Origin of the sequence: Sorangium sp. So ce204 (assembly GCF_051526795.1) — a bacterium.
In the GTDB taxonomy this organism is placed as follows: Bacteria; Myxococcota_A; Polyangia; order Polyangiales; family Polyangiaceae; genus Sorangium; species Sorangium cellulosum_B.
Map to the genome: position 1 here is coordinate 11,004,244 of NZ_CP150317.1, position 14,139 is coordinate 11,018,382.

Genomic DNA, 14,139 nt, shown 5'->3' on the forward strand with positions numbered 1-14,139 from the left:
GGCGTCAGCTGGGCTTCGAGGTCGGGGGCGGCGCCGCGGCAGGAGCCTTCCGCCAGAACTTCCGCGCTTCGTCCTGCAGGCGGACCAGCCGCCGCTGCTCCTGGATCAGGCCGCCGTAGGCGCGAGGCACACGCGGATCCTTCGCGAGCGCGTACAGGACCTGGAGCGCCGCCTCGGCGTCGTCCGTCGCGCGGTGCGCCTTCTCGAGCGAGATCCCGAGCCGAGCGGCCATGTCGCCGAGGGCGCGGCTCTCCTCGTTCTTGTAGAGCTCGCGGGCGAACGTGAGCGGATCGACCCAGTCGACCTCGCGCCGCATGGCGGGCGGCGGCTCGTGCGGGCGCATGCCCACGCGCTCGAGCTCGGCGAGCAGGAACGAGCGGTCGAAGGTGGCGTTGTACGCCGCGGGGATCGCCCCCTTGAAGCAGCCGAGGATCTCCTCCGCGACCTCGGCGAACGACGGCTTGCCCTCGACGTCAGCGTCCTTGATCCCGTGGATGGCGGTGCTCTCCGCGGGGATGGGCCGCCCCGGGTGGATGAGCCAGTTGTAACGCGTCAGGATCTCCCCGGAGCGGCCGATGACGATGCCGAGCTCGATGATCCGATCGCCCGCAGGATCGCGCCCCGTGGTCTCGACGTCGACGAAGGCGATGGGCTGGTCGATCCAGGCGCTGCCCGCGTCGATCTCGGACGCGACACCGACGGCGCGCACCTTGAGGAGGTGCGCGATCCCAGGGTAGTGCCGGCCCGTCGGGAAGCAGCCGCACGGGTCGGCGACCTTCACGGCGTCCTCGGCTTGACGGGCTGGGCGGGCGCAGCCGAGATCGCGGGGCGCGCCGCGCCGCCCGCCGGCGCGCTGGTCCCGGCGGCGGGGGTGGCGCTGGCCGCCGGGGTCGCGCTGGCCGCGGGGATCGCGCTGCCGGAAGGCGACGCGTCGCCTGGCGTCGGGGGCGCAGGCCGCGGCGTCTTGCCGAGGAGCTCCAGCTCGAGCTTGACCCACGCCTCGAGATCCTGGCCGGGGTTCGAGAGGAGCTGGAGGTTGACCTCGCGGCCGTTGATGAAGACGAGGGGCGTCCCCTCGAGCCCGACGCCGTCGGCCTGCACCTTGTCCTTGTCGATGCGCGCCTTGGTGTCGGTCGAGACGAGATCGGCGCGGAACTTCACCATATCGAGCTTGAGCCGCTGCGCGTAGCGCTCGAGGTCGGCCTGCTCCAGCTTGTCCTGGTTCTCGAAGAGGAGGTGGTGCATCTCCCAGAACTTGCCCTGGTTGAGCGCGGCGGTCGCCGCGCGCGCGGCGGGCTCGCCGTGGACGTGCGCCGAGAGCGGGTAGAACTTGAAGACGAGGCGCACCTGCCCGTCGAAGCGCTTCACGAGCCCCTCGAGCAGCGGCGACATCAGCCTGCAGAACGGGCACTCGAAGTCGGCCCACTCGACGATCGTGATCGGCGCGTCGGGCGGCCCCATCTCCGGCGAGCCGTCGGTGGCGAGCGTCTTCACCTTGTTCGCGTCGAAGCGCATGTGGAACGCTTCGTCGCGCTCCTTCTTCGACCGGCCGTCCTTGACCAGATCGAGCAGGAGCTGCGCGGCGGGGAGGCACGCCTTGCACGGGCGCTGCTCCTTCACGCACTGCGCGATGCTCACGGGCGTGTCCGGGCAAGGGGAGAGGAGCTCGGAGACCTGTGCCGCCCACTCCCGGCGCTCGCGGGGAGTCAGCGCGGAGGTGTCCACGCCCGGCAGCGAGACCGACACCTCCGGGCTCGCGGCGGGTTTGGGCTCGTTCGAGCTCGGGTTCCCAGGACAGCCCGTGGCGCCGATCGCGAGCAACGGCAACGCGAGGAGCGGCGGCATCCAGCGCAGGAATGACATCGCGGCGCGAGCTTAGTCGGACCCCTTGCGAGATGCTAGCGCGGGTGTAGCGTCAAGAGGTGCGGAGCGTCCTCTACCGCTTCCCGGATCTGCAGCAGTTCGAGCAAATCGTGTGTGATCCGGAGGAGCGTGACCTCGAGCTCGGGCTGCCCGCGGGGGAGGTCGTGGCCGATGGCGAGTGGGTGCTCGCCATCTTCGAGCTGGGCGAAAACCGCCGCGCGACGTCGGCCGCGGCGTGCGCGTCGGTCTCACCGGAGGGGGCGCGGCTCACGTTCGAGCCGCGCGACTGGCATCGCCTCGCCCACTTCGCGCGGACGGAGGCGCCCCGCCCCGGATCCGTGCCCGACACCGACGCCGCGGCGCTCCTCCGCGCCGCGGACGGGGCCGGGCCCGCCGCGTCATCCGGCGTCCAGGGCGCCGGCCCGGCGGGCCGAGCGCCGCCGCCCCCTGCGCCGCCTCGGCTGAAGGGCAAAGGCTCACGGGTCCTCGTTGTCGACGACGACCCCCACATCCGCGAGCTCCTGTCGGCGATGCTCGAGGCGGTCGAGCTCGCCGTCGTCGCCGTCGCCAGCGCGGAAGAGGCGCTGGCGCGGGTCCGCAGCTCACCGTTTCACCTCGTGGTCCTCGACTGGAACCTCCCGAAGATGACCGGCATCGACCTGTGCCGGACGCTGCGGCAGGAGCCCGGGCTCCGCGATCTTCCGGTCCTCTTCCTGACGGCGCACGCCTCCTCGCAGGACATGGTCGAGGCCTTCGCCAGCGGCGCCGACGACTACATGGTGAAGCCCTTCCGCGCCCCCGAGCTGGGGGCTCGCATCTTCAGCCTGCTCCGCCGGACCCGGCGAGGCACCTCCTGAGGCGCCGCGCCGCGGCGCGGCGGCCCCGCCGCGACGCGGGCTCGCGCTCGGTCACCGCTCGGTCACCGCTCGGTCACCGCTCTCAGGTTCCGCGCTCAGAAGGCGACATCGACGTTGACGTTGATCACGCCGATGCTCTGCGCGTAGTGCCCGCCGGAGTCGGGAGCCCTCGAGTTCGGGTGCAGGCCGGCGGTGATGCTGTCCCCCGTGGTGTCGCGGCTGACGTAGAACAGGTGGGTATACGACGCGGCGAGGTGCAGCTGCTTCGCGACGTGGAAGCGCCCGCCGAGGGCGAACGAGACATCGTGGAAATCGACGCCCGATGGATCCAGGGTCTCGTCCGGAACGGCGTTGGAGTCGTACCCGACGCCGCCGAAGACCTCGATCGCAGGCCGCGGCCAGTGGCTCCAGCCTGCCCGCACGCCGAACGTGTCGTTCCAGCGGCGGGGGATGTTCTGCACCACGCGGGCGCCCTCTCCGGCGAAGCCGTCTCGATCGATCTCGCACGCCGCGCCGACCTGGGTGAGGCACTGGTTTTCCATCGAGCTCCACCGCGTCCAGTCGCCGAAGAGCCGGATCTCGAAGCGCTCCGCCGGGACGAAGCGGGCGCCGAGCCGCACGATGTCCGGCAGGCCCTGGTGAAGCTCCACGTCGCTCGGGGAGCCCGACACGCCGCTGAAGCGGTTGGTGAGCGTGCCCTCGAGCGACTCTCCCCCCGTGACGTTCGGCCGCGACTGGTACGACGCGCCGATCCAGAGCTGCTCCGGCACCGCCTCGACCAGCGCGCCGACGCCGAAGCTCGCGTGGAAGCCGCTCACCTCGAGCAGCGAGCGCCCCTCGGTCGCAAGGAAGTTGTCGCCGGAGGCGTTGCGGGCGCGCACGGTGTTCACCTGGGTTCGAATCAGGTTGCCGGAGAGGCCGAGGCTGAGGCGGAGCGCCGGGATCTCGTAGGCGGCGGCGAGGGTGAAGAACATCGCCTGGAGCGAAGACTCGATGGAGTGCCAGCGCTGCACGCCGTCCACCGCCCCGGCGAGCTCGCGATTGCCCTCGAACGCCGCGTTGGTGTCCCAGGACGCGGCGCCGCCGAAGGGCACATAGACGCCGGCGCCCAGCGCCAGATCGCCGAGCCTGGCCGACGCGCCGAGCATCGGCGAGGCAGCCACGTTGAACAGGCTCGCCTCCCCCGTGTTCGCCCGCGGCACCGTCACGTCATCGGTCGCCGCCGCCGAGTGCGTGTAGGACGCGGCGCGCAGCGCGATATTTCCGTCCAGGAACAGATGAATCCCCTCGCTCTCGGCGAGGCCAGCGGGGTTGTAGTAGACCGCGGTCGGATTGCTCGTGATCGGGTTGCCGTGCTCGCCGCCAAACCGCGCGGTCGCGAACCCGCCGGCGAGCGCGGATCCGGTCCAGGCGAGACCGCCGAGGAGGCCGACGGAGATCGCGAAACAGGGGCGGTTGATCGACATATCCGGTGTTCTCGATTCTGAGGGCGGAGGAATGCGGCGCCTGCGGCGGACCCTGCATGGTAGGGTTGCAACACCTGCCACGTCAGGGAAGGTTCTACCCGATCAAGTCAAATGTCACCTTTCGCACGGTGTCAAATGCTTTTCTCCCGCACCATCCGGACAACGCTCGCATCAGCTGCCCTCACCACCACGGCGCTCCTCATCGGCTGCGCCGACCCGGCAGGCAGATACGATGACTTCGAAGCTCGCGATACCATGATCCGCGAGAGCAGCGGCGGCGAGGGTGGTGGTGGCAGCGACGGAAATGGCGGCGCTGGAGGTGGCGGGGACAACTGCCTGCTGCCGGAAGCGGGCGCCGTCGACGGCGATTTCCTCTTCAGCCTCTCGGCCTATCTCAACCCGCGGGCCCCTATCCTCTTCGTCGCCAGCCTGACCACCCAGGCCAGCGACGGCGGCCTGAGCTTCTCGCTGACCTTCCAGCCGCTCGTGGCCGCCGATCGCAAGACGCCCACGGGCGAGCCGTTCGATGTGGGTCCCTTCGCGCTGTCCGCCGATGGGAAGTTCACCGCGCAACTGCCCACGCTCGTCGTGCCGGGCGACGCCAACCCCATCTCCGGCAGCGAGCTCGAGGCCACCATCACGCTGACCGGCGGCTCCCTCTGCGCGCCCGCCGACTTCATCTGTGGCGTCGTCACCGGCAGCGCGGCGAGGCCGATCCCCCTGAACCTCAAGGGCTCTGCCTTCGCCATGGAGCGAATCGCCGATCCGAGCAGCTACCCGGCGCCGGTCATCAACTGCAAGAGGGACCCGGCGAACCCGCTCCCGTGAGCGCCCGGTCGGATCACGCCACGGCCTCCGCCGCGGCGGCGCCTTCGAGCTCGATCAGCGAGATCTCGGACGGCGCGCCGACGCGCATCGGCGGCCCCCAGTAGCCCGTGCCGCGGCTCACGTAGATCTGGCTGTCGCCGTGCGAGGACAGCCCGGCCACGTAGGGCTGGTCGAGCCGCACGAAGAAGTTCCACGGGAAGATCTGACCCCCGTGGGTGTGGCCGCTGAGCTGCAGGCCCACGCCCCGCTCCGCGGCCTCCAGGATCTGCTTGGGCTGGTGCGCGAGCAGCACGAGCTCGCGAGAAGGGTCCCGCCCCGCGAGCGCGCGCGCGAGGTCGGGGCCGTGGCCGCGGCCCATGCCGCGGGAGCTCCAGTCGTCCACGCCGGCCAGGTCGAAGCCGTGCTCGCCGTCGCCGATCGAGACACGCTCGTTGCGCAGCACCGTCACGCCGAGCCGGCGGAGCTCCGCGATCCACGCCTCGGCGCCGGAGTAGTACTCATGGTTGCCCGTCACGAAGAAGACCCCGTGCCTGGCGCGCAGATCGGCGAGCGGCGCGGTGTGCTCGCGGAGCTCTTCCACGGAGCCGTCGACGAGATCGCCCGTGATCGCGATGAGATCCGGCTCGAGCGCGTTCACGCGCGCGACGACGCGCTCGAGCCAGGCCCGGCCGATCGTCGGGCCGATGTGGAGGTCGGTCAGCTGAACCACGCGAAAGCCCGACATGGCCGCGGGGAGGCGGCGCAGGCGGACGCGCACCGGGCGGACGGCGACCTCGCCGAGGGCGCTCGCGGCGCCGGCGACGCCGAAGCCCATGGCGAGCATTCCGGCCGCGCCCGCGAGGGCGCGCGAGAGGAAGGTGCGGCGCTCGCCGTCGAGCGGCTGGTTCAGCAGCGCGGTGACGCCGTGAGCGCCGAGGCGGACGAGCTCGGAGGTGAGCAGGAGGAAGAAGAGCAGGACGGCGAGCCCGACCCACGTGTAGACGACGCCGGCGACGACGCCGGCGATGTGCCGGGGCAGCGCGCGCGTGAGCAAGAGGCCGAGGGGCACCAGCGACCCGAGCACCACAAGGGCCACGCTGCCGGCGCGGTGCCAGAGCGGGCCGAGCTCGGGCGCGCGGATCAGGCGCTGCCAGAGGTAGTAGTGGACGCCTGCCACGATGGCGCTGAAGACAGCGATGAAGACGACGAAGGAGAGGAGAGGCCGCTGCACGCGTCCAGCATGACCACGGCGGCGCGCGCCCGCCGCTCCGATCGCGCCGGAGCCAGGCTCGGCAACATTTCTTAACGGAGCGACGCGGCGGGCGGCGGCTACGACGTGCTCACGCACACGCCGAACCCGGCGGGGTAGATCGCGCTGCCGCCCTGGCACTTGGCGCCTGCGCCGCATTCGGGCGCCCTGCTGTCGATCCGGCAGAGCTGCTTGCACTGGTTCGTCAGCATCGAGCACACGAAGCCGGGCGCGCACGGGCAATGCTCGTCGGCCCGCCCCTCGCCGGGCACGACGCAGCTCGTCGTCCCATCCTCGCGGACGATCGTGCAGGTGAGGCCCGTCGGGCACACGCTGTCGTTCAAGAGCTCGCAGTTCGTCGCGGGAACACAGACGGGTATCGGGACCGGAGCCCTCGCGCTCGCATCGACGATCGACTCGGCCATCGGTCGCTCGTCGCAGTACGTCCCCGCCGCGCAGCTCTCGACGTGACCACAGCAGTACTGCCGGCACACGCCGCCTTCCCCGTCGGCCGCCACGCACCCCAGGCCAGCCGCGCAGTCGGCGGCGCTGTGACAAGGGCCGCCTGCCTCGAAGCGGCCCGCCGGCCGGCAGCTCGGGATCGCATCACCGTCGTCGAGCACGAGCTGGCAGTGCAGCGTCTGCGCGGCAGGGAGCCCCGTTCCTGTGCCCGCGTCGCCGTCCGACGAGCACTCGGTCGGCTCCCCGCCTGGGGTGCAGCCATCGCCGCACAGGTACGCGAAGCGGGTGTAGGGATCCTGCGCCTCCGGAGCGGCCGGGATGTTGACGTCCTCGTTCACGACGCCGCCGGCACCGCCGGCACCGCCGTTGCCGCTCGCGGGCGGAGAGGGGCTGCCACCCGATTGGGTCGAAGCGCCCTCGCCTCCCCCACTCCCGAACGCCGCCCCGCCGTCTTCGTACCCACCCGCCGAGGCGTTGTCCACCGAGCACGCGGAGAGCGCGAAAACCCAGGCCGCCGCGAGGCCAGTAAGCAGACGGGCGTGGTGTGAGCTCATTCCAGGACCACCAGAAAAGCACAAGCGGAATGAGCGTATCATGTCGCCTCCTGCATTCACAGAATGTGCCGATTCTGTGTGTCGTCGCCAGGGCGCCGAGCGCAACCTGGGTGAGGACGCGGTCCTGTGCGCCGCGAGCACGGGGGCACCTCGCCTGCGGGCATCCCTGGCGCAAGCATGACGCCCATGTCGCACCGAACGCCGGGCCTCGCGCGATGGTGCGTGATGGCGCCTACCGCGCCTCGATGTCGCGGGTGACCACGTTGCCCGCGCTGTCGTAGGCGCGCACCGCGAGCAGGTGCGCGCCCGGCGGCACGATCGCGCCGAGATCCGCCTCGAACGGCTCGACGGCCTCGTCGAAGACGCCGTCGCTCGGGAAGATGGGCCGCCACTCCTCCAGGCCCGCGATCGAGACCTCGACGCGCGCGACCGGACCGAGGCCGTCCGCGACCTCGCCCGTGAGCCGGCGCCCCTGCAGCGCGAGGGCCCGGAACACCGGCGGCGTGCTGTCGACAAGGACGGTGCCCGACTCGAGGCTGTGGCGCAGCGTGCGCTCGGGCGGGTTCGCCAGCTCGTCGCTCGCCTCGACGAGGATGCGGTACTCGCCCTCGGGAAGCGCGGTCGTGTCCCATACGTGCTCGGCGCGCGTCACCTTCTCGCCCGGCTTCAGCAGGCTGCGCCAGGTCGACTGCCCCTCCATCCGGTAGGAGAGGCGGTAGCGGAGGTCGTCCTGGTCTGGATTGTCGACCTTCCATGTCAGCTGGAGCGCGCTCACGGGCTTCGGCGCCTCGCCGCCCGACGGCGGGAGGCTCGTGCGAGAGGGCTTCGTCTGCCCCTTCGGCGCGGCCTCGATCGACGTGACCACGGCGCGCGCGTTGTCGGTGACGAACGAGAGCTTCACCTCGCGGAGCACCGCGCCCGGGTCGCGGCGCCAGCGCGCGCGGATCTGCGCGAAGCGCGCCGGCGGGCTCTTCACGTCGCCCGGCGCGGCGAGCGCCGTGGACCACGCGCTCCAGGTGCCGTCCGGCGCGTCGGTGTTTCCGCTCCGGGTCTCGAGCTCCAGCGCGCCGTCGGAGCGCCACGACAGGCGCCCGAACGTGGCCCGCAGCCCGGCGTCGAGCACCTTGCTCGTCCACACCGCGTCGGCGCCGCCGACGCCCTTCACCTCGTGGAAGACCGCGGGGTCGGTGGTCGCGACGAACCTGCGCCGCCCGGCCATCATGAAGGCGCCGACCTGGCGCTCGTCGGTGTCGGCGACGAGCCGCGCGACGTGGTTGTCGCTCACGGTGTAGAGCCGGCCCTCCGCGCCGGTCCCGACGTACGGCGCCAGGTCGTCGCCGAGGCCGAGCGAGACGTAGTGGGTGTCGTCGTCGCTCATCATCTTCTCGGCGACGCCGCTCCGATCGAAGCGCATGAGAACGCCCTTGCCGGGCTTCGGCGCGCGCGCCGGCTGCGGCGGCGGCGGCCCGCTCCGGTTGCGCTTCGGGGGGGCGAACGCCTCGGCGTACTTGTTGGCGATCGCGTAGATCGTGCCGCCCTTCGCGCCCGGCGCGATGGCGATGGCCTTCACGTCGTCGGCGTCGAAGTCGTAGAGCACGGTCGCGCGCCCGGGCGCCGTGAGCTTGTAGAGCAGCGCCTTGCCGTTCGAGCCGGCGTAGACGGCGCCGTCGTCCCCGACGGCGACGCTCATGAGGTGCGGCTCGTCGCTGTCGAAGTACACCTGGGCCTTGCCCGCGGCGTCGACGCGGAACAGCTTCCCCCCCGAGCCGGTCGCCGCGTAGAGCGCCTTCGCCCTGGGATCGTACGCGAGGCCCCACACGTCCTCGGTGTCGGGGAGCTCGGCGAAGACCTTCGCCGGACCGCCGTTGCCCGCGCCGCGCGGCAGGCGGAAGAGCTTGCCCTCGGGGAAGGTCCCCGCGATGACGTCGCCATCGAATGCGAGCGCGAGCGCGCTGACCGCCATCTGCCCGGTCGTGGCAACGAGCGCGATCCGGCCGCCCGAGACGCTGTAGATCTTCCCCTCGTTGCCCGTGCCGAGCAGCACCGTCCCGTCCGGCAGCACCACGGAGCTCCAGATGGACGTCGCGTCCGGCAGCGGCGTCGCGCCGAGCGTCAGCCCGGCGCGCACGGCGCCGTTCGAGTCCACGCTGACGCCGGTGAGATCCCCGCCCTTCAGGTCCTCGAGCGATCGGAGCTCGAAGCTGCGCGTGCCCACCGCGTGGGCCGGCAGCGCAACGAGCCCCGCGGCGACGGCGGCGACGGCGGCGGCGAGGAGCCTGCGCGGAGAGGGGACGGCGCGAGGGTGAGGCGATCGGGAATGGGCAGAAGAGCGCTCTGTGCTCATGGGTCGCAAGATGGAGGGGTCAGGGAGAGGGGGGTCAGGGAAGAGAGGGAGGCGGGAGACCGGCGGGCTCAGCGGAGGATAGGCCGGACCGTGACGCTCACGGAGTCTTTCCCGACCAGGAAACGCTTGAGGGACACCGGCACCTGCACCTGCGCGCCGAAGGTCTCGGGCGCGTCGGACGCGGAGCTCGGGCGCAGCGTGTCCATCGCGCCCGGGGGGAGCCGCGAGGCGACCTTGCCGCGGTACGCCGCGCCGTTCTCCCGGAGCCGGAACGTCGCGACGACGCTCTCCGCGTCGTGGGTCTGCCTCGGCAGCATCGCCACGAGCTCGGCGACGTTGTTCGGGGTCGCCATCGGGCGCTCCACCTCGTAGCCGGGCGCGAGATCGATGTCCACCCGGCTGCCGGCGAGCTCGCGCGGCACCGGCACCTCGATGACGCGCGACTCGACGGGGCCCTGATGAGGCTGGAGATCCAGGCGGATCCGCGCGGGCGCGCCCGCCTCGATCTCGGGCTCGAGCACCTTCGCGCCGCGCAGCAGCACGACCTCGCGATCGAAGGTGACCTTCACGCGGGTGTCGACGCGCTCGATCGAGACGTCCTCCCAGGGGTTGTTGAGCAGGGCCCCCATCGCCCGGACGAGCCGGCTGCGGACGAAATCGTCGCTGCTGAGCGGGGTGCCGTTGCCGGCGCCGAAGTCGACGAGCGAGATGGTGCCGTAGCGCCCGATCTTCACCTGGCTCACCGCCCGCCAGGTCATGTCGCGCCGCTCGGCCGTCGTCGCCTCGACGGCGTTGCCGACGGCCATCGAGACGAAGGCGGGCGCGAGGAACTGATCGTGCGCGACCTCGACGTTCCACGTCGGGTGCGGCGCGCCCGCCACGCCGTCGATCTGGACGCGCATCGGGAAGACCGGCGCCTTCGCCGAGCTGTCGACGACGATCGCGGCCTGCCGATCGTTCACCAGCGTGCCCAGGGGCCGCACCGCCTCGCCGATCTTGAAGCTCCGGTTCTGGCTCGCGAGGATCCAGTGGACCCGCGCGATCGCGGCGGGGAGGTTCGTGACGCCGCCGTTCATCATCGGGTGGCCGAACGCGACCAGCTTGTCGCCCGACACGCGCGTGACCGTGCCGATGCCCATCGCGGAGATGTCGCCGCGCACGAGCTCGACGCCGATCGCCCCCCCGTCGACGTACCTGGTCGGCGCGCCCGGCTCCGGGCTCGCGGACGAGCCGCCGCCGGCCTGCATCGGATCGAGCCCCATGGGGCCGAGCAGGTCGCTCGCGATGCGCAGCGACGTCCCGCCGAGCCCGCCGAGCATCACCGGCGTCGAGGCGCGCGCGAGGCCCGTCGACTCGGGCGGGGCGAGCGACGGCGCGACGCGCGCGGCGATCTGGCTGGCGTGGCCGGCGAGGTCGTAGGCGTCGACGGCCCCCAGGAAGCCGCGGCTGCCGTGCAGGCGGGCCGGCGCGGCGGCGCGCGGCGGCGGCGGCGCACCACCGGCGCGGCTCACCGGGGCGGGCAGCGGGCCGCCGACCTTCGGGGCGATCCCGCGCGGGAGCGGCCGCGCGAGCTCGTCGAGCATCGACTTGATCGGGGTGACGCCGGCGATCGCCTCCGCGCCGAAGAGCCAGCCGTACGCGTAGGCGCCGATCATCTTGCCGTTCAGGTAGATCGGGCTGCCGCTCATCCCCGCCACGGTGCGCGCGACCTCGAGGCGCGGGTGCTGCGTCTTGACGAGGACGAGGTCCTGGTTCGGCCGGAAATTGCGGAGCGTCGAGATGACCTCGACGTCGAACTTCTCGGGCGTGGTGCCGGAGAAGACGGTGAGGCCGTACCCCTTCATGCCCGGCTTCACCTCGGAGAGCGGCAGCGTATCGGGCGGAGCGGAGATCGCCTGGGCCGCGCCGACGCCGACGGCGACGCTGCACGCCGCGCCGGCGAGCAGGCTCAGGGGGATGAGGCGGCCGTCGCGATCGACGAGGGCGCGGGCGGCGCCCGCGATCGCCCTCGCGCTGCGGGTCGCGAGCGGGGCGGCGCGCGCTGTGAGGAAGGAATCCGGACGAAACCACGGCATGTTGCGCAGAGGCACGGGCCAAGCTTAGCCCGGATTTGGTAGCGCGACAGAGCGGGGGCTCGGGCCGCGCCGGGAGGTCACCGCGCTGCCCAGGGTCGCCGTTTTCCAGAGGCGGGGCGCGCCGGCGACGCTAGGCTTCGCCCCGTGAAGGATATCGCGGCGACCGCGACGCTCGTCCTTTCGTTCGCCGCCTGGGTGACCACCCACGTCGCGCTGGCCGCGCGGCTCGCGCTCCGGAGCCAGCCGCGCTGGCGCGGGCTCGTCGCGCTGGTGGTGCCGCCGCTCGCGCCGATGTACGGCTTCCGGCTGGGGTGGCGGCGGACGAGCACCCTGTGGCTCGTATGGCTGATCGTGTACGTGCTCGCGCTCCTCGTCGCGCGGGCGTGAGGAGCAGCGCGTGGCGCCTGACGTGAAGGCTGACGACGTGAGGGCTGACGGCGTGAAGGCTGACGGCGTGAAGGCTGACGGCGTGAACACGGAGATGACGGCGAAGCGGCGCCCGGGCGCGCCGCCCGCGATCCTCGTCGGCACGATGAACTTCGGCGGCCGCACGCCGCCCGAGGAGGCCGAGCGCATCACCCTGCGCGCGCTCGAGCGCGGGATCACCGCGTTCGACACGGCGAACCTCTACCAGGACGGCGCGTCCGAGCGGATCCTCGGCCGGGCGCTCCGGGGCCGCCGGGCCGAGGCGCAGATCGCCACCAAGGTCGGCCTGCGCCGCGTCCGGGGCAGGCCCGAGGGCCTCGGGCGCGAGCGCGTGATCCGCGCCGTCGAAGAGAGCCTCGCGCGCCTCGGCACCGACCGCGTCGACGTCTGTTATCTCCACGCGCCGGACCCGGAGACGCCCATCGAGGAGACGCTGTCGGCGATCGACGCCCTGCTCGAGCAGGGGAAGATCCTGCAGTACGGGGTCAGCAACTTCGCTTCGTGGCAGATCCTGGAGATCATCGCGCGCCGCGACGCCGTCGGGAAGCCGCGCCCCGCCGTCTCTCAGGTGCTCTACAACGCGCTGATCCGCCAGCTCGACGTCGAGTACGCCGCCTTCGCGCGGCGGTACGCGCTGGCCACCGCGGTGTACAACCCGCTCGCCGGCGGGCTCTTGACGGGGCGGCACGCGGGGCCTGAGGCGACGCAGGCGGGCTCGCGCTTCGAGGGCAACCGCCTCTACCAGCGCCGGTACTGGAGCAGGCGCATGTTCGAGCTCGCGGCCGGCTACGCCGCGGTGGCGGCGGACGAAGGGATGAGCCTGCTCTCGCTTTCGTACGCCTGGCTCGCGGGGCGGGACGTCGTCGATTCCATCCTCGTCGGCCCGGTCCGGGCAGAGCACCTCGACGCGGCGGCCGACGCCGTCGGGCGCCCGCTCTCGGAGGAGGCGGCGCGGCGCATGGACGCGCTCTACCGCGATCACCTGGGCACCGACGCGAGCTACGCGCGATGATCGAGCTCCTGCTGCCCGGAGCCAGGGACCTCGATCTCGCGGGCCCCCTGGCCGACTACGCCGCCCGCGGCCACGCCCGCCTCGGGCGCGTGATGACCGACGCGGGGCTCGCGGCGCTGCGCGCGCGCTCGGATGACCTGATGCTCGGGCGCGTCACGTACCCCGGGCTCTTCTTCCAGCACGACGCGGCGTCGGGCCGCTACGAGGATCTGCCGTACGGCAAGGGCTACGAGGGGCCGAGCACGTCGTACCGGAAGCTCGAGAAGCTCGAGAAGGACCCGCTGTTCCTCGCCTGGATCGAGAACCCGCTCTTCGAGAGGATCGCGCGCGCGCTCATCGGCGGAGAGGTCTCCATCTACCGGGCCGTGCTCTTCAACAAGGCCGCGTCCGGAGGGACGCCGCTGCCCTGGCACCAGGACGGCGGCAGCTACTGGGGGCTGGATCGCGACCCCGAGCTGCAGATCTGGACCGCGCTCGACGACGCGCCCGCCGGCGGCGGCTGCGTGGAGGTGCTGGAAGGCAGCCACATCGACGGGCTCGCGACGCCGCTCGGCGGCGTCATTCCGAGCGACCGCGTGCGCGCGGCCGACGCGGACGCCCGCAAGATCGCGCTGCCGGCGCGCGCGGGCGAGGCCCTGCTGATCCACAACTACCTCTGGCACTGCTCCGCCGTGAACCGGAGCGGCCAGCCGAGGCGAGCGTTCACCGTCTGCTACATGAACAGGGCGACCCGCTGCCTCCGGAAGAAGAAGGCCCCGCGCACGTTCACGCCGGTGTTCTGAGCTCCCCCGGGCAGGCGGCCTCGGCGCGGCCGGCGGCCCCTCGCTCGCCATCCCTCCCCTTCCCCCTGGCTTGCCCCGGCTTCCCCGGAGCGTTCCCCGGCCGGCGCCGACGTTTCGACAATTTTTCGAGCCGGTCTCGCATCCAGTTCGCCCCCGTGTCGTAAGGACGGACGCCCGTACCCGCGGCAACCTGCCGCGCCCCTGCGGCGACCTGCCGCGGCGTGGAGCCTCAATTACCCACA

12 protein-coding genes are annotated in these 14,139 nt (G+C 72.3%); 5 read left to right on the forward strand and 7 right to left on the reverse strand.

All coding sequences use genetic code 11. The features are described 5' to 3' along the window. Positions 1-4 precede the first annotated feature (4 nt). Entirely contained in the window at positions 5-781 is a 777-nt protein-coding gene (locus WMF22_RS41460; protein ID WP_437295438.1) for a 3'-5' exonuclease, read from the reverse strand. Beyond that, the gene (locus WMF22_RS41465; protein WP_438033327.1) at positions 778-1,863 is read right to left on the reverse strand and encodes a DsbA family protein; all 1,086 of its coding nucleotides are present in this window, start codon (positions 1,861-1,863) and stop codon (positions 778-780) included. Before WMF22_RS41465 ends, WMF22_RS41460 begins: the two co-directional genes overlap by 4 nt. Before the next feature lie 59 nt (positions 1,864-1,922). Here WMF22_RS41465 and WMF22_RS41470 point away from each other — a divergent pair, with 59 nt between their 5' ends. Beyond that, positions 1,923-2,720, forward strand: a complete 798-nt coding sequence (locus WMF22_RS41470; RefSeq protein ID WP_437295440.1) for a response regulator transcription factor — start codon at positions 1,923-1,925, stop codon at positions 2,718-2,720. A 95-nt stretch (positions 2,721-2,815) separates the two neighbouring features. Here WMF22_RS41470 and WMF22_RS41475 read toward each other — a convergent pair whose 3' ends face one another. Next, positions 2,816-4,186 carry an OmpP1/FadL family transporter gene (locus WMF22_RS41475; RefSeq protein WP_438033328.1) on the reverse strand — a complete coding sequence of 457 codons (1,371 nt, stop codon included), beginning with the start codon at positions 4,184-4,186 and terminating at the stop codon, positions 2,816-2,818. A gap of 255 nt (positions 4,187-4,441) precedes the next feature. On the opposite strand from WMF22_RS41475, the gene WMF22_RS41480 reads away from it, so the two are divergent. Continuing rightward, positions 4,442-5,014 (forward strand): hypothetical protein, encoded by a 573-nt coding sequence (locus tag WMF22_RS41480; RefSeq protein ID WP_438033329.1) that lies wholly within the window; start codon positions 4,442-4,444, stop codon positions 5,012-5,014. A gap of 13 nt (positions 5,015-5,027) precedes the next feature. Here the strand turns inward: WMF22_RS41480 and WMF22_RS41485 are convergent, their stop codons facing one another. The 4 genes from WMF22_RS41485 to WMF22_RS41500 form a co-directional block, all read right to left on the reverse strand. Beyond that, entirely contained in the window at positions 5,028-6,224 is a 1,197-nt protein-coding gene (locus WMF22_RS41485; protein WP_437295443.1) for a metallophosphoesterase, read from the reverse strand. 98 nt (positions 6,225-6,322) lie between these two features. After that, a complete protein-coding gene (locus WMF22_RS41490; protein WP_438033330.1) occupies positions 6,323-7,186 on the reverse strand; it encodes a hypothetical protein in 864 nt (287 codons plus the stop codon). 304 nt (positions 7,187-7,490) lie between these two features. Further along, positions 7,491-9,602, reverse strand: coding sequence for a hypothetical protein (locus WMF22_RS41495; protein WP_438033331.1), 2,112 nt, complete (start codon positions 9,600-9,602; stop codon positions 7,491-7,493). 68 nt (positions 9,603-9,670) lie between these two features. Further along, a complete protein-coding gene (locus WMF22_RS41500; RefSeq protein ID WP_438033332.1) occupies positions 9,671-11,692 on the reverse strand; it encodes a SpoIVB peptidase S55 domain-containing protein in 2,022 nt (673 codons plus the stop codon). A 129-nt stretch (positions 11,693-11,821) separates the two neighbouring features. On the opposite strand from WMF22_RS41500, the gene WMF22_RS41505 reads away from it, so the two are divergent. From WMF22_RS41505 to WMF22_RS41515, 3 genes are read left to right on the forward strand one after another with little or no spacing between them, the layout of a single operon-like run. Next, the gene (locus WMF22_RS41505) at positions 11,822-12,064 is read left to right on the forward strand and encodes a hypothetical protein (RefSeq protein ID WP_012240189.1); all 243 of its coding nucleotides are present in this window, start codon (positions 11,822-11,824) and stop codon (positions 12,062-12,064) included. Positions 12,065-12,074: 10 nt separating this feature from the next. After that, positions 12,075-13,115: an aldo/keto reductase gene (locus tag WMF22_RS41510; RefSeq protein ID WP_438033333.1), complete on the forward strand. Its 1,041-nt coding sequence runs from the start codon at positions 12,075-12,077 to the stop codon at positions 13,113-13,115. Beyond that, positions 13,112-13,897, forward strand: coding sequence for a phytanoyl-CoA dioxygenase family protein (locus WMF22_RS41515; protein WP_438033334.1), 786 nt, complete (start codon positions 13,112-13,114; stop codon positions 13,895-13,897). Before WMF22_RS41510 ends, WMF22_RS41515 begins: the two co-directional genes overlap by 4 nt. Positions 13,898-14,139: the final 242 nt, after the last annotated feature.

Bases quoted from the DNA above. Each gene is read 5' to 3' on its own strand.
- WMF22_RS41465 (WP_438033327.1), bottom strand. From the start codon at position 1,863: ATGTCATTCCTGCGCTGGATGCCGCCGCTCCTCGCGTTGCCGTTGCTC.
- WMF22_RS41475 (WP_438033328.1), bottom strand. From the start codon at position 4,186: ATGTCGATCAACCGCCCCTGTTTCGCGATCTCCGTCGGCCTCCTCGGC.
- WMF22_RS41480 (WP_438033329.1), top strand. From the start codon at position 4,442: ATGATCCGCGAGAGCAGCGGCGGCGAGGGTGGTGGTGGCAGCGACGGA.
- WMF22_RS41495 (WP_438033331.1), bottom strand. From the start codon at position 9,602: ATGAGCACAGAGCGCTCTTCTGCCCATTCCCGATCGCCTCACCCTCGC.
- WMF22_RS41515 (WP_438033334.1), top strand. From the start codon at position 13,112: ATGATCGAGCTCCTGCTGCCCGGAGCCAGGGACCTCGATCTCGCGGGC.